This window comes from Marinobacter sp. ES-1 (genome assembly GCF_000475255.1).
Classification (GTDB): Bacteria; Pseudomonadota; Gammaproteobacteria; order Pseudomonadales; family Oleiphilaceae; genus Marinobacter; species Marinobacter vinifirmus.
This window is the reverse complement of the sequence record NZ_AXBV01000058.1, coordinates 1-16,544: the sequence shown is the minus strand read 5'-3', so window position 1 is coordinate 16,544 and position 16,544 is coordinate 1. Positions and strand designations below refer to the sequence as shown.

The 16,544-nt window shown below is 58.7% G+C and carries 12 protein-coding genes; 7 read left to right on the top strand and 5 right to left on the bottom strand.

Annotation, left to right across the window (positions count from 1 at the left end; genetic code table 11):
• Positions 1-137 precede the first annotated feature (137 nt).
• From Q668_RS10820 to Q668_RS10810, 3 genes are all read right to left on the bottom strand, one after another.
• Positions 138-2,288 (bottom strand): 3-hydroxyacyl-CoA dehydrogenase NAD-binding domain-containing protein, encoded by a 2,151-nt coding sequence (locus Q668_RS10820; RefSeq protein WP_022989623.1) that lies wholly within the window; start codon positions 2,286-2,288, stop codon positions 138-140.
• Between the two features lie 29 nt (positions 2,289-2,317).
• The gene (locus Q668_RS10815; protein WP_022989622.1) at positions 2,318-3,526 is read right to left on the bottom strand and encodes an acetyl-CoA C-acetyltransferase; all 1,209 of its coding nucleotides are present in this window, start codon (positions 3,524-3,526) and stop codon (positions 2,318-2,320) included.
• A gap of 175 nt (positions 3,527-3,701) precedes the next feature.
• Positions 3,702-6,173, bottom strand: coding sequence for a DUF349 domain-containing protein (locus Q668_RS10810; RefSeq protein WP_022989621.1), 2,472 nt, complete (start codon positions 6,171-6,173; stop codon positions 3,702-3,704).
• 146 nt (positions 6,174-6,319) lie between these two features.
• Here Q668_RS10810 and Q668_RS10805 point away from each other — a divergent pair, with 146 nt between their 5' ends.
• Positions 6,320-6,802 carry a regulatory protein RecX gene (locus Q668_RS10805; RefSeq protein WP_022989620.1) on the top strand — a complete coding sequence of 161 codons (483 nt, stop codon included), beginning with the start codon at positions 6,320-6,322 and terminating at the stop codon, positions 6,800-6,802.
• 14 nt (positions 6,803-6,816) lie between these two features.
• Here Q668_RS10805 and mltF read toward each other — a convergent pair whose 3' ends face one another.
• Positions 6,817-8,355 (bottom strand): membrane-bound lytic murein transglycosylase MltF, encoded by a 1,539-nt coding sequence (gene mltF / locus Q668_RS10800; RefSeq protein ID WP_036219768.1) that lies wholly within the window; start codon positions 8,353-8,355, stop codon positions 6,817-6,819.
• A 216-nt stretch (positions 8,356-8,571) separates the two neighbouring features.
• Between mltF and purL the strand changes: the two genes are divergently transcribed.
• Positions 8,572-12,477 (top strand): phosphoribosylformylglycinamidine synthase, encoded by a 3,906-nt coding sequence (purL, locus tag Q668_RS10795; protein WP_022989618.1) that lies wholly within the window; start codon positions 8,572-8,574, stop codon positions 12,475-12,477.
• A gap of 386 nt (positions 12,478-12,863) precedes the next feature.
• On the top strand, positions 12,864-13,175 hold the full coding sequence (locus Q668_RS10790) for a YqfO family protein (protein WP_022989617.1): 312 nt from the start codon (positions 12,864-12,866) through the stop codon (positions 13,173-13,175).
• Here Q668_RS10790 and Q668_RS10785 read toward each other — a convergent pair whose 3' ends face one another.
• Positions 13,176-13,724, bottom strand: a complete 549-nt coding sequence (locus tag Q668_RS10785) for an NUDIX hydrolase (protein WP_022989616.1) — start codon at positions 13,722-13,724, stop codon at positions 13,176-13,178.
• 95 nt (positions 13,725-13,819) lie between these two features.
• Between Q668_RS10785 and Q668_RS10780 the strand changes: the two genes are divergently transcribed.
• The 4 genes from Q668_RS10780 to purT are packed head-to-tail and all read left to right on the top strand — an operon-like array spanning position 13,820 to position 16,355.
• Positions 13,820-14,401, top strand: coding sequence for an NUDIX hydrolase (locus Q668_RS10780; RefSeq protein ID WP_022989615.1), 582 nt, complete (start codon positions 13,820-13,822; stop codon positions 14,399-14,401).
• A gap of 17 nt (positions 14,402-14,418) precedes the next feature.
• Positions 14,419-14,946 (top strand): gamma carbonic anhydrase family protein, encoded by a 528-nt coding sequence (locus Q668_RS10775; RefSeq protein ID WP_022989614.1) that lies wholly within the window; start codon positions 14,419-14,421, stop codon positions 14,944-14,946.
• A 2-nt stretch (positions 14,947-14,948) separates the two neighbouring features.
• Complete coding sequence (locus Q668_RS10770) at positions 14,949-15,131, top strand: DUF1289 domain-containing protein (RefSeq protein WP_036219766.1); 183 nt, start codon at positions 14,949-14,951, stop codon at positions 15,129-15,131.
• Positions 15,132-15,155: 24 nt separating this feature from the next.
• Positions 15,156-16,355 carry a formate-dependent phosphoribosylglycinamide formyltransferase gene (gene purT, locus Q668_RS10765; protein WP_022989613.1) on the top strand — a complete coding sequence of 400 codons (1,200 nt, stop codon included), beginning with the start codon at positions 15,156-15,158 and terminating at the stop codon, positions 16,353-16,355.
• The last annotated feature ends 189 nt before the right edge of the window (positions 16,356-16,544 follow it).

Genomic DNA, 16,544 nt, shown 5'->3' with positions numbered 1-16,544 from the left:
CCGCTACACCTGTTGCCATAGGCCTTGGGTATAGCTTCGTGACAATATGTCCATATACGTTGCGCCCCGGGGTAATAGATTGGGGCAGGTTGCGGGAAGTAAAGTGGCCGGAGGGAGGCCCCCTCCGGCCGGCAGGGTCAGGAGAAGGTTTCGTTGTTCTCTGCTTTGCTCATCAGCAGCGCAGGCGGTGCGAAGCGCTCGCCGTACTGGTCAGCCAGTTGCTGTGCCCGTTCGGCAAAGGCCCGAACACCGTACTGATTGACGAACTGGATGGCGCCGCCGGTCCAGGGCGCGTAGCCAATGCCGAAGATGCTGCCGATGTTGGCATCTTCCACGGTTCTCAGCACGCCTTCTTCCAGGCAGCGGATGGTCTCGATAGCCTGGATGAACAGGATGCGGTCTTTCAGATCCTGAAGCTGCACGCTGCGGGCCTTGGCCTGGTCGACGAACAGGTTCTCCAGTTCCGGCCACAGGTATTTCTTGCCTTTGTCCGGGTACTCGTAGAAACCGGCGCCGGCGGCTTTGCCTTTGCGGTTGTGGGTATCCACCATCGCATCGATGACGGCTTCGGCCGGATGTGGCTGCCAGGTGCCGCCGGCGGCTTCGGTGTCTTTCCGGCTCTGGGCGCGGATGTGCTGCATCAGGGTCATGCTGACTTCGTCAGAAATCGCCAGCGGCCCCACAGGCATACCGGCCAGCAGCCCCGCATTCTCGATGCTGGAGGGGTGAATGCCCTCGGCCAGCATACTGATGCCCTCGTTAACAAAGGTTCCGAAGACCCGGGAGGTGAAGAAGCCGCGGCTGTCGTTGACCACGATGGGGATCTTGCCGATCTGCTGCACGTAGTCGAATGCGCGGGCCAAGGTGTCATCGGAGGTTTTCTCGCCCACGATGATTTCCACCAGCTGCATCTTGTCCACCGGGGAGAAGAAGTGCAGGCCGATGAAGTTGTCCGGCTTGGCCGAGGCCTGGGCCAACTGGGTGATGGGGATGGTGGAGGTGTTGGAGGCAAAGATGCCGTTGGCCACCATTTTCGGCTCGGATTCCTGGGTAACCTTTGCCTTCAAATCGCTGTCTTCGAACACGGCTTCGATGATCAGGTCGCAACCTTCCAGATCGTCGGCGGAAGCCGTGGCTTTAATTCGGGCCAGCACCTCGTCTTTCTGGGCTTCGGTCATGCGGCCGCGGCTGACTTTCTTGGCCAGCAGGTTCTCGGAGTAGCTTTTGCCCTTCTCCGCGTTTTCCACGGAAACATCCTTCAGCACCACCTCAATGCCGCGGCTGGCAGTGGAGTAGGCAATGCCGGCACCCATCATGCCTGCACCCAGTACGCCCACTTTCTTGAAGGTTTCTTTTTCCACACCATCCGGGCGACTGCCGCCGGCCTTGATGGCGTTGAGTTGGAACCAGAAGGTGCCGGTCATGTTCTTGGCAACCTGGCCAGTGGCCAGCTCGGCAAAGTATCGGGTTTCAATCAGGCTGCCGTTGTCGAAGTCCACCTGAGCGCCTTCCACGGCTGCTGCCAGAATCCGCTCAGGGGCAGGGTAACAGCCCTTGGTTTTTTGCCGCAGCATGGCCGGGGCGATGGCCAGTTTCTGCGCCATGGCTGGATGATGTGGGGCGCCGCCGGGGAATTTGAAGCCTTTCTGGTCCCAGGGTTGCTGGCACTTGGGATTAGCTTCGATAAAGGCCCGGGCCTTGGCGATCATGTCTTCCGATGAGCTGGCCAGTTCATTCACGATGCCCGCTTTCAGGGCCGCTTTCGGATTAACCTTTTTGCCTTCCATCAGGAACGGGAAAGCCGCTTCCAGTCCAATCATCCGGGGCAGGCGCTGGGTGCCGCCACCGCCGGGCAGCAGGCCCAAGGTCACTTCCGGCAGGCCCAACTGGGTACGGCCGTCATCAATGGCAACGCGGTAATGACACGCCAGCGCCAGTTCCAGTCCGCCGCCGAGGGCGGTGCCGTTAATGGCCGCCACAACCGGTTTGCCACAGGTTTCCAGCGCCCGCATATCGGCTTTCAGGCTGTTGATCATGGCCTCGAAGTCTTTGGCCTGCTCGCGGGTGACTTTGTACAGTTCGTTCAGGTCGCCGCCGGCGAAGAAGGTTTTCTTGGCGGAGGCGATAATGATGCCTTTGATGTTGTCCAGGTCACCTATGACCTTGTTGACGGTGTCGGTCAGGGCGGTGCGAAACTCGCCGTTCATGGTGTTAGCGGACTGGCCCGGCATGTCGATGGTCAGGGTCAGAATCTGGTCTGAACCCAGGTCGTATTGGATGGCAGTCATGGTCGGTTCCTTTTATTTGAAAGTGGCGTTCAGACGCGCTCGATGATGGTGGCAATGCCCATGCCGCCGCCCACACACAGGGTGGCCAGGCCGTAGCGCAGTTCACGGCGTTCCAGTTCATCCAGCAGGGTGCCCAAGATGATGGCACCGGTAGCACCCAGCGGGTGGCCCATGGCGATGGCGCCGCCGTTCACGTTCACTTTCTCGTCCGGAACGGACAGTTCTTTCTGGAAGCGCATCACCACTGAGGCAAAGGCTTCGTTCACTTCAAACAGGTCGATCTGGCCCACGGTCATGCCCGCTTTCTCCAGCGCCTTGCGGGCGGCGGGGGCCGGGCCGGTGAGCATGATGGTGGGGTCTGTGCTGGTGACCGCGGTGGCGACAATGCGGGCACGGGGCTTCAGACCCAGTTCCTTGCCCTTGGCTTCACTGCCAATCAGCACGGCGGTGGCACCGTCGACAATGCCGGAGGAGTTGCCGGCGTGGTGCACGTGGTTGATCTTTTCTACGTAGTGATACTTTTCCCGGGCCACGCCATCGAAGCCCATCTCACCCATCATCTGGAACGAGGGTTTCAGACTGGCCAGGGATTCCACGGTGGTGTTGCCGCGCACATGCTCGTCCCGATCCAGTATGACAACGCCGTTCTGATCAGTAACCGGAACGATTGATTTGGCGAAATAACCCTTTTCCCAGGCGTTGGCGGCTTTTTGCTGGGATTTCACGGCAAAGCCGTCGACATCTTCACGGCTGAAGCCTTCCAGAGTGGCGATCAGGTCAGCCCCGATGCCCTGGGGCATGAAGCCTGTGTGCAGGTTGGTTTCCGGGTCGGTAGCCCAGGCGCCGCCGTCAGAGCCCATGGGCACGCGGGACATGGCTTCAATGCCGCCCGCTACCACCATGTCTTCCCAGCCGGAGCGTACTTTCATGGCGGCCAGGTTGACGGCTTCCAGGCCGGAGGCGCAGAAACGGTTCAGGGTGACGCCGGCCACTTTCTCGTCCCAGTCGGCGGCGAGTGCGGCGGTTTTGGCAATGTCTGCGCCCTGGTCGCCTACGGCAGTCACACAGCCCATGACAATGTCGTCCACCTGGGCGGTATCCAGCTGGTTACGTTCCTGCAGGGCCTTGAGCACGGTGGTGAGCAGCGTGATCGGCTTAACGCTGTGCAGTGAGCCATCTTTCTTGCCGCGTCCGCGGGGGGTGCGAACGGCATCGAATATGTACGCCTCGGTGGTCATATCTGTTCCTCTGATTGTTATCCGGGCTTGTTTTCAAAGAGTGATAACCATAGCGGTTCAGTGTAGTACCCGGTAATGACAGCCGCTGCCAATCCCATTGGCGAAATTGCTCAGCCCGGAAACGAAAAATCCCCGCCGGAGCAGGGATTTTGGATCGGGGAAGCGGCGCGACTGTTTAATCGCTGCCGAGCATAACCTCCAGTGCGCGATTCAGGCGGTCGGCGTTGCTGGCGGATACGTCCTCTACCTCCGGGTGCAGGCACCACAGGGCAATCAGTTTTTCCAGCTCCTGTGCCGGCGCTTCTGTTTCTGTGTTGCCCATACCTTCGGTCAGGCGCTGCACCTGGATTTCCATCCTGCGAGGCTGGTCCTGTTCCGGGGTATCGGCGCCGGCGAGGATCTCCGCACGAATGGCCAGGTCCCGGCCCGACACTGCTGGCTGGTTCTGTGCCAGGCGGGCCCAGCTCTCAGGCACGGTTTGCGGATCCAGGGAGTTGTCTACCCGGCCCGCCACCAGGCTTTGCCAGTCGTTGATTTTCTGTTTCAACTTACGGGTGCGTGCGGTCTGGGCCAGGCGCTTTTTCAGCTCCTGAACCTGTTCCCGAACCGGCTTGGACAACGGATTACCGGCCAGGCCGTTCAATTGTTCGATGGCGCCGGCGATGGACTGGTCATCGGAGTCAGTGCCAAGTTCCCGCAGCTGGGCAACGGTTTCGAGTGCCGCCTGGTCTGCCTGTTCGGTTGCCTCCTGCTGTGCGGAGCGCTGGGCATCGCGGCGGGCAAAGATCTGGTCACAGGCTGTGCGGAACGCCTGCCAGAGTTTGCGGTCTTCCCGGTGCCGGGTGATGCCGATGGCTTTCCAGTCGTTCTGCAGGGCCTTGGCTTGCTCCATGGCTTCCTGCAGGGGCTCGTGGCTGATCAGCGCCTCGGCTTTTTCGACGATGCCTTGTTTGAGGGTTTCGTTCTTTTTGCGCTCTTCGTCCAGCGGGCGCTCAAGCTGCTTCAGCAAGTCGTCAAAACGCTTCTGGATTTGCCGGTTGTCGCGGAAGTCCACGGGCCAGGCCGATTTCCACTCCTGCCGGGCAGTCTGGTGAATGCGCTCGGCGCCTTTCCAGTCGATGGCTGTCCAGTCTGCGTTGTCCAGGAAAGTAGCCAACTGGTCGCAGATGGCCTGGCGCTTCTGCAGGTTGGCCTGTTTAAGGTCCGATTTTGCCTCGAAGTAGGCTTTGCAGGGTTCGTAGGCCTTGTCAGACGCGGCCTTGAACCGGCTCCACAGGGCCCGGTCAGACGAACCGCCCAGTTCACGCCACTCGCTCTGCAGCTCCTTGATGCGCTCCGCCTTGGCTTCCGGCTCGATGGGTTGTTCTGCCAGGTATTCCATTTGCTCGCACAGGGATACCTGCTTGGGTTCGGTGGCAAAGCCCTGCCAGTCGCTGAGCTCCCGGAACTGGCCGGCAAGCAGTTGCATGCGGGCCTGGAAGCCACGACGGTTTCGGCCATCCAGTTGCTGGAACTGGTTCTGGGCGGTTTTCAGAAGTTGCTTTGACTCCTTGAACTGCCTGGCTTCCAGGGCAGCTTCCAGGTCCGGAAGGGTGGCCTTCAGAGCTGACATAACCGCGCTTTGCTGTTCCTGGTTGGCATCTGCCGGTTTCGCGGCTCTGGGTTTGCCGGCCAGCTTGCGTACAGGTTCCAGCCTGGCGGGCTGGGGGAATTCTGCCGGCCACTCCAGTTCCTTGAGCAGTTGCCTTGCAGCATCACGTTGCTCGTCGGTTGCCTCGTCTGATCCGGCCGCTTCACCCAGGCTGGCAATGCTGTCTTTCATGGTTTCCAGGTGGCGCACGGCACTCAGGTAGTTGCGCAAGCCCAGCATCTGCTGCTCGTATTCTTTCTGCTCCTGCTTGCTTACCTGGGTGTCACGGGTGGCCTCCAGCCAGCGGTTTTCCTGGGTTTTCTGCAGGGCGTCCAGGGCCGAGGCCGAAGGCAGGTCTTCTGCGGAGGCAGTTTGCAGGTCTGTCAGGGTCTGCTGGAGCAGTTCCAGGGTCTCGGTTCTCTGGCGGGCCTGCTCCTGGTGGCGCTTTTCGTCTTCCTGTACCTGTTTAAACTGTTTCAGCCGCTCCCGGCAGTCGTGCACGGCAGCCAGGAATTGCCCGGCCTGTTCGGCACTGGCGCTGGCTTCAACGCTGCGCCAGCTTTCCTGTGCTGCGTCGAGCCGGGCTTCGTAAAGCTTGGTGTCTTCACTGCGGGCCTGGTCCTGTACCTGGGTGATCAGGGCTTCGATACGCTGTTGTACGGCGGTTTCGGCGGCCTGCTGGTCTTTCACGGTTTGCAGGCTTTGCTTGATTGCCTGGTAGACACCCTTGTCCCGGCCCTTGGCCTGCTTGAGCACCTGCTGCAGGAGCTCTTCCTGCTGAAGGCCGTTGGCGGCTTCCAGGCGAATGGCAGCGGTTACGCCGTCAATGGCAAGCTGGGCGAGTTCGGGCTGTGGCGGATTGTTTCTGAGCTGGTTTTCCTGGGATTCCCGCAGAAGCTGTCGTTCGTTTTGGGCTTCCTGCTGGCTGGCCTCGGCCGCTTTTGGCGTGCTGTTTTTCGGAGCGCTTGCCGGGGTTGCCTTGCGGGATTTGAACAGTCTCTGAATGAATGCAGCCATATAAAGGTATCCTTCGGGATTGAAACCAGTCTGCGGTGGCGGCAAAGTGTGCTGCCACCGGCCACAGGCACGGTCGGGTGTGCCGGGCGGTGTGTGAAATCGGCCGGTAGTCTAGCGTTTTGCAAGCCATCGCGGAAAGGGGCTGTATGGCAAAAAGAGATGAAAATCCCGAAGACCAGGATTACAAGGCCCGCTCGGTGGCGCTGCGCCTGCTGGCTCGGCGTGAACACAGTCGCCACGAGCTGGCGCTGAAACTTCGCCAACGGAAGATTGAGCCGGCACTGATCAACACAGTCCTCGATGAATACGAGGATGAAGGATGGCTGGATGATCACCGTTTTGCCGATGTGTTTGCCCGGCAACGGATGGATGCGGGCTACGGGCCCCTGAGAATCCTGGCGGACTTGCAGCAGCGTGGGGTGAATTTCAGCCCCGGGTGCCTCAGTGAAACCACCGAAGAGCAATGGCTGGCATCGGCAGTGCGCCTGAGGGAAAGGCGGTTCGGGCTAGCAAGGCTGGATGATGACCTGAAAGAAAAGTTGCGACAGGCACGGTTTCTGGCCGGGAGGGGCTTTTCCCATTCACAGGTTGAGCGGGCACTGGAAGCGCGGGCTCCCGAAGACGAGTAACCCGGTTGGCCGGATTACAGTGTGGGCGGGATCAGCCCCAGCTCAGGCGGCAGTGCGGCTCGCAGGCTGGGTGAGTCCGATTCTGGATTGTCCGCGTTGTCGGAACCATTGGTTCCGTCTTCGGCGCTTTCATCTCTGGCATTCAGGGCGGCCAGGTCTACATCGGTTTCAGGCGGTTCTGGCAGCTCCGGCTCCGTGACCCTTACCAGCACATCATAGTAGCGACGGATGTTCTGCACGTAGGCCACCGGCTCGTGCCCACGGGCATAACCGAAGCGGGTTTTGGTGTACCACTCCTTCTGGGCCAGCAACGGCAGGAATTCTTTCACATCCATCCAGCGATCCGGGTTTTTACCTGCCGATTCCGTCAACCGTCGGGCATCTTCAAGGTGGCCATAGCCCACGTTATAGGAGGCGAGGGCAAACCAGGTGCGGTCTGGTTCCGGAATCCGGTCGGGAATTTTCTCGAGCACCCGGAGGAAATACAGGGCGCCACCTTTGATACTTTGCTCCGGGTCCAGGCGGTTACTCACGCCGATATAGTTGGCAGTGGTGCGGGTAAGCATCATTAGCCCTCGCACGCCGGTGGGGGAGACCGCATTGGCGCGCCAGTGGGATTCCTGGTAGCCGATGGCTGCAAGCAGGCGCCAGTCCAGGCCGGTTTCCCGGGCGTAGCTTTCGAAAGTGGTCTGGTAGGTGGGCAGCCGGTTGTCCACGTGGGCCATGAAGGTTTGGGCACCCACAAAATTAAGCCGGTCCAGGTGGCCATAAAAACGCTCGGCCAGCTGCTCCATCTGGCCGCTATTACGCTGGGCTTCCATGAAACTGGCGGCGGCATTGGCCAGCGAATCGTCCTGTTCCGCCGGGAACAGCCAAACCAGTTCTTCCGGTTCGTTCAGGGCGAAGCCTTCGTAGACGTCGGGGAAGAAGACGTGGTTCAGGTCGAGCTCGTTCGATGAAACCACCGCGTAGGCGAATTCCCCGGTTTCCACCCGGGCCAGAAGGCCGGCCGCATCGATTTCAGAGTGAACGGCAATAACCGGCGCTGGTTCGCCTTCCCGTGCTTCAAGCAGGTGTTCGTGGTTGCTGTCAGCCAGCATGTGGACGGTATCGCCCTGCAGGTCGTCGAGGGTTTCTGGCCTGTCCGCATCCCGGTGGTAGACCACGACGGACTGAACATTGATGCCGGTGGGCACGGTGTGGAACTTGCCTTCGAACTCCGGCAGCCTGGCGAGCCCGGCCATACCGATGTGGGCGTAGTTTCGGGAAAGAACCGAGAGGATTTCGGAGTTGTCTTCAGCAACACGGACTCTCAGCTCTACGCCCAGTTCCCGGGCAAAGTCGCTGACCAGTTCGTAGTCGTACCCGGTTGTGGTTTCCCGTTCCTGGTAATAAATAGAAGGAGCTATACGGGTAATAACGTGCAGGGCCCCTTCGTTGCGAACTTCCTGAAGGGCAGTCGGCCGGGAGCAGCCGCTGACCGCCAGTGCAGCCAGCAGAATCAGGGCCACAGGCCTGTGGCTGGTTTTAAAGGTGCTGATCAATCGTGACAAATCCCTGCGCTCCGCATCATTCGACGTTCCATGCAGTCAGGTGAATGATCCCTCCTTGCCGGAAGGTGGTCAATTGATCTGTTCAATCCATGTGCAAAACAATGTCAATTGTAGGCTTTTCCGGCCGGCTACCTGAAGCTGTATCCTGCCGCCCGTTTCGAGTATCATGGCCGCCTTTCAGACGTCTCCCGATTTCGCGCGATACAGGTTGATATCATGCTTGAACTTCGCGGCGCTCCCGCGCTCTCGCCTTTCCGTTCCCGCAAGCTGCACTCCAGGATCCAGGATATTGTTCCGGATGTAGCCCATGTGTATGCCGAGTTCATGCACTTTGTGGATCTCGATGATGACCTCTCCGACGCGGAACACGCGATTCTGGACAGGCTGCTGACATACGGCCCCAGTGTACAGGTTGAAGAACCTGAAGGAGTTCTGTTCCTGGTGGTGCCCCGGCCGGGCACGCTGTCGCCGTGGTCCAGCAAGGCCACGGACATTGCCCGCAACTGCGGCTTGCGCCAGATTCGCCGGATCGAGCGTGGTATTGCCTACTATGTGCAGTCCAGCCGTAAGCTGGGCCTGGAGCAGCGGGAAAAGATTGCTGCCCTGCTGCACGACCGCATGACCCAGACCGTCTTCCACGAAACCGGCGGTGCGGTGCTGCTGTTCAGCCACGACGAACCGCGCCCGCTGGGCCGTGTACCGGTGTTGTCCGGCGGCCGTGATGCCCTGGTTGAAGCCAACGCCCGGCTGGGCCTGGCGCTGGCGGAAGACGAGATTGACTACCTGGTGAAGTCGTTCACCGGCCTTGAACGTGATCCGACCGACGTGGAACTGATGATGTTCGCGCAGGCCAACTCGGAGCACTGCCGCCACAAGATTTTCAATGCGTCATGGGATATCGACGGGCAAGGCCAGGAGAAATCCCTGTTTGCCATGATCCGCAACACCTTCGAGATGAACAGCGAAGGCGTGTTGTCGGCCTATAAAGATAACGCGTCGGTTATCGAAGGCAGTGTGGCCGGGCGCTTCTTCCCGGATCCGGAAACCGGTGTGTACGGCTACAACAAGGAGCCGGTACACATTCTGATGAAGGTGGAAACCCACAACCATCCCACGGCTATCTCGCCGTTTGCCGGTGCCGCTACCGGCTCCGGTGGTGAAATCCGTGATGAGGGCGCGACTGGTCGGGGTTCCAAGCCCAAGGCCGGCCTGTCGGGCTTCACGGTTTCCAACCTGAATATTCCCGGCGATGAGCAGCCCTGGGAGATCGGCTACGGTAAGCCGGATCGCATTGCCTCACCGCTGGATATCATGATTGAAGGCCCGATTGGCGGCGCTGCGTTCAACAACGAATTCGGCCGTCCGAACCTGGCCGGCTACTTCCGTACCTTCGAGGAGAAAGTGCCTGGCGCAGCTGGTGAGGAAGTGCGCGGTTACCACAAGCCCATCATGATTGCCGGTGGTCTGGGTAACATCCGCGAAGATCATGTGGAGAAGGGTAATATCCCGGTTGGCGCCAAGCTGATTGTACTGGGAGGCCCCTCTATGCTGATCGGCCTGGGTGGTGGAGCGGCGTCTTCCATGGACTCTGGCTCCAGTAACGAAAACCTGGACTTTGCCTCGGTTCAGCGGGACAACCCGGAAATGGAACGCCGCTGCCAGGAAGTGATCGACCGCTGCTGGCAAATGGGCGATGACAACCCGATCTGCTTTATTCACGACGTGGGTGCGGGTGGTTTGTCCAACGCCATGCCCGAACTGGTCAAAGACGGCGGCCGTGGCGGCAAGTTCGAATTGCGGGATATTCCGAGCGACGAGCCCGGAATGTCGCCCCTGGAAATCTGGTGTAACGAATCCCAGGAACGCTACGTAATGGCCGTGGCGCCGGAGAATATCGACCTGTTCGATTCCCTGTGCCGTCGTGAGCGTTGCCCCTATGCGGTGATCGGTGAAGCCACCGAAGCGCACCACCTGGAACTGGGCGATTCCTACTTTAACGACAAGCCGGTGGACCTGCCGATGGAAGTGCTGTTCGGCAAGCCGCCGAGAATGCACCGCAGCATTACCCGCTCTTCGTTCACCAAGCCGGTGTTCGATTCCACCAAGATCGATATCCAGGATGCCATTCGCCGTATTCTGCGTTTGCCGTCTGTGGGTTCCAAGAGTTTCCTGATCACCATCGGTGACCGCACAATTACTGGCCTTGTGGCCCGTGACCAGATGGTTGGCCCCTGGCAGGTGCCGGTGAGCGATGTGGCGGTTACCGCTGCCTCTTTTGATGTACGTACCGGCGAAGCCATGGCGATGGGCGAGCGCACACCGGTTGCCGTCATTGATGCGCCGGCTTCCGGCCGTATGGCGGTGGGCGAGGTAATTACCAACCTGGCCGCGGCGCCGATCGAAAAGCTTTCGAATATTCGCCTGTCTGCGAACTGGATGGCTGCAGCCGGTCACCCGGGTGAAGACGAGAATCTCTACGAGACCGTGCGCGCAGTCGGTATGGAGCTGTGCCCGGAGTTGGGTATTACCATCCCGGTGGGCAAGGACTCCATGTCCATGAAAACCACCTGGGAAGAAGACAACGGCGAGCAGAAGAGTGTGACTGCGCCGCTGTCTCTGATTGTCAGCGGCTTTGCGCCGGTTACCGATGTAGCCCGCACACTGACGCCCCAGCTAAGAACAGATGCCGGTGAAACCGACCTGATCCTGGTTGACCTGGCTGCCGGCCAGAACCGCCTGGGTGGCTCTGCACTGGCGCAGGTTTATCGCCAGGTAGGTGCCGTAGCGCCAGACCTGGACGACCCGGAAGACATCAAGGCCTTCTTTGCGGTGATTCAGGGCCTGAACGGCGACGGCAAGTTGCTGGCGTACCACGATCGTTCTGACGGCGGCCTGTTTGTCACACTGGCAGAAATGGCGTTTGCCGGCCGCACCGGTGTGGATATAAAGCTGGACGGCCTGGCGGAAGACAGCTCGCAATTTGCTCGCGAGCTGTTTAACGAAGAACTGGGGGCAGTCATCCAGGTGCGTCGTGACGACACCGAGTTTGTCCTGCAGCAGTTCTCGTCGGCTGGTCTGGGCGACCACACCAGTGTGGTGGGTACCCTGAACGATAAAGACCGCGTGCGCCTGACCTTTGCCGGCGACAACGTGGTGGATGAGTCCCGCACAGAGTTCCAGCGCCTGTGGGCGGAAACCAGCTATCGCATCCAGTCTCTGCGCGATAATGCGGACTGTGCCCGGGAGGAGTTTGATAACCTGCTGGACGCTGAAGACCCCGGCCTGAACGCCGAGCTGACCTTCGACATTAACGAAGACGTTGCCGCGCCGTTCATCAACACCGGCGCCCGGCCGAAAGTGGCTGTGCTGCGTGAGCAGGGCGTAAACGGCCAGGTTGAAATGGCAGCTGCCTTCGATCGTGCCGGTTTTGAATCAACAGACGTGCACATGAGCGACCTGCTCTCTGGCCGCATCACCCTGGATGATTTCCAGAGCCTGGTGGCGTGTGGCGGGTTCTCCTACGGTGACGTTCTGGGTGCCGGTGAAGGTTGGGCCAAGTCCATCCTGTTCAATGACCGCGTTCGGGATCAGTTTGCCGCGTTCTTCAATCGCCAGGACACGCTGGCATTGGGCGTGTGCAACGGTTGCCAGATGCTGTCGAACCTGCACGAGCTGATTCCGGGTAGCGAAGGCTGGCCTCGCTTTGTCCGTAACCAGTCTGAGCAGTTTGAAGCTCGCCTGGTGATGGTGGAAGTAGCGCAGTCTCCGTCTGCATTCCTGGACGGCATGGCCGGTTCCCGGATGCCGATCGCTGTGGCCCACGGTGAAGGTCGGATTGAATTTGCCGCAGCTAATAACGCCCAGGCGCTCATCGAAAATGAGCTGGTAGCCATGCGTTACGTGGACAACCGGGGCGAGGCGACGACTCGTTACCCCTACAACCCGAACGGTTCCGAGGCGGGCATTACCGGTGTTACCACCCGTGATGGCCGGGTGACCATCATGATGCCGCATCCCGAGCGGGTATTCCGTGCGGTTCAGCACTCCTGGCGCCCGGATGGCTGGCAGGAAGACGGCCCCTGGATGCGTATGTTCAGAAATGCGAGACGCTGGTTGGCTTGATCAACCCCTGAGTCCGTCTTGACAAAGCCGGCCTGAAGAGCTTCTGTTGGAAGCACCCTTCAGGCCGGTTTTTTTGTGTAAAAAAGTCCGAAAACTTGTCAGTCAAGGTCTTGACTCGCGAACTTTATGCACATTTTTGCGGGTGCGTTGTGTGATCTGTGAACAGAGTCAGAGATTTACGCCTGATTTTTGTTCGACAAACATAAGTTATTGAAAGATAATAATTAAATTAAATGGGCGATTTTGTCGCCAGTTTAAGGAAAGGTCAGTAACAATGGGGCTCAGGGACGGATTCCCAGAAACTATCCCCAGAGTTATCCACAGAAACTGTGGGTAAGTTTGGAAACCCTAATGCTGAGCGAAACTTGATCAATCTGGAGCGGGCTATGTACAAGTTGTGTTACTTCGTGCCGGAGAGTCATTTGAGGCAAACCAAGCAGGCCCTGTTCGATGCCGGTGCGGGGAAGATCGGTGATTACGATCAGTGTGTCTGGCAATGCAAAGGGCAGGGCCAGTTTCGTCCGCTGGCAGGAAGTGATCCTTTTTTGGGCAGTCAGGGCGAGCTGGAGACCGTATCGGAGTACAAGGTCGAGCTGGTTTGCGATGATGCGGTGATCGGCAAGGCGGTTGCGGCGCTGAAGCAGGCTCACCCCTATGAGGAGCCTGCGTACGAGGTTTTCCGGCTGGAAAACTTCTGATCAGCCCTTCTTCGCCATCGGGTGGCGAATGTCTTTAATGTGCACGCCATAGCTTTCGCTTTTCATATCCTTGAGGAACAGCTCAAGGGTTTTTCGTACGGTAGGAAAGGAAATTTCGTCCCAGGGGATATCGTCGGGGGTGAACAGCTTTGATTCCAGGGACTCTTGCCCGGCGCCGAATTGCCCGTCTGTAAGGGTGGCGCGATAAAACATGTGCACCTGGTTGATGTGGGGAACATCAATAATCGAGTACAGGCCATGGATGGTAACTTCCGCCAGGGCTTCTTCCCGGGTTTCCCGGGCGGCTGCTTCCATGGTGGTCTCCGCGTTTTCCATAAACCCTGCAGGCAGGGTCCAGTAGCCATAGCGGGGTTCGATCGCGCGCTTGCATAACAGAATCTGGCCTTCCCACACCGGAACCGTGCCGGCAACAATGCGCGGGTTCTGGTAATGTATGGTCTCGCAGCTGACGCAAACATAGCGATGCCGGTTATCTCCCTCTGGAATACGTTGTTCAACCGGCTGGCCGCATGTGCTGCAATACTTCATTGTTTTCCCCGTATACTGAGTGTCCGTTGGTAGTCAGTTTAACGATCCGGACTGCCTGTGTCTCACTCAATATTGGCAAGTAACCGGAGTAAAGAGTGGAAGACCTGCTAACCGAACGGTTGTCCAAATACGCCCCCAGGCAACTGGCCCTGGATTACCCCGAAGCCGGCGTGCTCGTTCCGGTCACCGATAATCACCGCAACCCCGAGATCATTTTCACGCTCCGGTCCGAGCATATGAAAACCCACCGCGGGCAGGTTGCTTTCCCTGGGGGCAAGCGGGATCCCGAAGATGCTTCCCTGGCGGAAACCGCGTTGAGGGAGACCCATGAAGAGATCGGCCTGCCGCCGGACCAGGTTCGGCTCATTGCGCCGCTCAGCCAGGTGATGTCTTTGCACCGGATTGTCGTAACTCCATACGTGGGCCTGGTGCCGGTTGATCACCCGTTACAGGCAAATCCGGCGGAAATTGAAAGTATCTTCCGTGTTCCGGTTTCTTTTTTCCTCGAGGACAAGCGCGAACGAACGGATACCCTCAGCTTCCAGCACAATACCCTTTACGTGCCATGCTATCGCTGGGAGCGTTATCAGATATGGGGTTTGTCGGCCGTGGTTCTGGTCGATTTTCTGAATGCTGTGTACGATGCCGGCATCGATATTCTTGAGCCGCCCCGGTAGGGCGACGGAGGAGTTCTATGTTTTATAGCCTGGGTCAGCGAAAGCCCGAAAAAGACGGCGATGGCCAGTTTGTCGCCCACAACGCCACCGTGATTGGCAGCGTAAAGCTGATGGAGAAATCCAGTATCTGGTTCAATGTGGTGATTCGTGGCGACAACGAGTTGATCACCATAGGCCCGGAATCAAACATCCAGGACGGTTCGGTTCTGCATACCGATCCGGGAATTCCACTTAATATTGGGCGTGGTGTGACCGTCGGACACAAGGCGATGCTGCATGGCTGTCAGATCGGGGATTATTCGCTGATTGGCATTAATGCGGTGGTGCTCAATGGCGCAAAGATCGGCAAGCACTGCCTGATTGGTGCGAACACATTGATCCCGGAAGGAATGGAAATTCCGGACGGCTCCATGGTGATCGGTTCCCCGGGCAAGGTTCGTCGTGAGCTGAATGACAGCCAGAAGAAAATGCTGGAGTTCAGTGCGGCTCACTACGTGAAGAATGCCGAGCGTTACCTGGCTGATCTGCAGCAAGTCGAGATTTAACCATGAAAACTGCCGATAGAGTTCGCTCCCCCTGTGTCAGCATTTGTGCGCTGGACCAGAATGACACCTGCATAGGCTGTCAGCGAACCGGGGATGAAATACTGCGCTGGACCATGATGACAGACGAGGAGCGCCGGGAGGTTCTTCGAAAGGTGGCTGAGCGTGGAAAGAAAGTTGCTATCTAATCTATACACAGGAAGACAGATTCAATGACTGGTTCAGAGCAGACTGTCCGGATTGGTACACCGCTGAAGCCTGGTACAACGCGCGTGCTTTTTTGCGGCTCAGGCGAGCTTGGTAAAGAAGTGGTAATCGAGCTGCAGCGCTACGGCGTGGAAGTGATTGCCGTGGATCGCTACGAAAATGCACCGGCCATGCAGGTCGCCCACCGCAGCTATGTGGTTGATATGCTCGATGGCGCGGCACTGAGGGCGGTCATTGAAAAAGAACGCCCGCACCTGATTGTTCCTGAAATCGAGGCCATCGCAACCGCTGAGCTGGTGCGGCTTGAAGAAGAAGGATACAGGGTTGTTCCGACCGCGCGTGCCGTCAATCTGACAATGAACCGCGAAGGTATCCGCCGCCTGGCTGCGGAAGAGTTGGAGTTGCCCACTTCAGCCTACCGGTTTGCCGGCAGCCGCGAGGAGTACCTGGCTGCCGTCGAAGAAATCGGCCTGCCATTGGTAGTCAAGCCGGTGATGAGTTCTTCGGGTAAGGGGCAGAGCCTGGTAAGAGACAATGCGGAGATAGAAGCGGCCTGGGAGTATGCCCAAACCGGTGGCCGGGCAGGGAAGGGGCGTGTCATCATCGAAGGCTTTGTGGATTTTGATTATGAGATCACCCTGCTGACCGTTCGCCACCGTGACGGTGTTTCGTTCTGCGATCCCATCGGGCACCGCCAGGAAGATGGTGATTACCGGGAATCCTGGCAGCCGCACCCTATGGCTCCCAAAGCCCTTGAGCGTTCCATGGAAATTGCCCGGGCTGTTGCTGACAACCTGGGTGGTTACGGTGTCTATGGTGTGGAGCTGTTTGTAAAAGGCGATCAGGTCTGGTTCTCGGAAGTATCCCCGAGGCCACACGATACTGGCCTGGTTACCCTGATGTCCCAGGACCTGTCCGAGTTTGCCCTGCACGCCCGGGCTATTCTTGGTTTGCCTGTTCCGGTAATTCGCCAGCAAGGACCAACGGCTTCGGCGGTCATTCTTCCTGAAGGCGAGTCAGTTGATGTCTCATACAGTGGAGTAGAGCTGGCACTTGCTGAGCCGGATACCCAATTGCGGTTGTTTGGCAAGCCGGAGTTGAAGGGGCGTCGTCGCATGGGGGTGGCGCTGGCAAAGGGGAACTCTATAGAGGAGGCCCGGCAGCGTGCTTTAGCTGTTGCGGATGCCGTTAAAGTAGAGCTTTAATGATGTGCCTGTAGCCGGAGTGTTGGCGGCGAAAAGGACTTTTCAAAAAAGTTTAAGGCAACCGTTGACACCTGTGCTGAGGTCTGTAGAATGCGCATCTCGCTTGAGGGGCAACGCCGGAAACGGAGCAAAACCTCAGCGATAACCGATTGAAAGTATTCGAAAAATTGCTTCAGAAATTATTCGAAA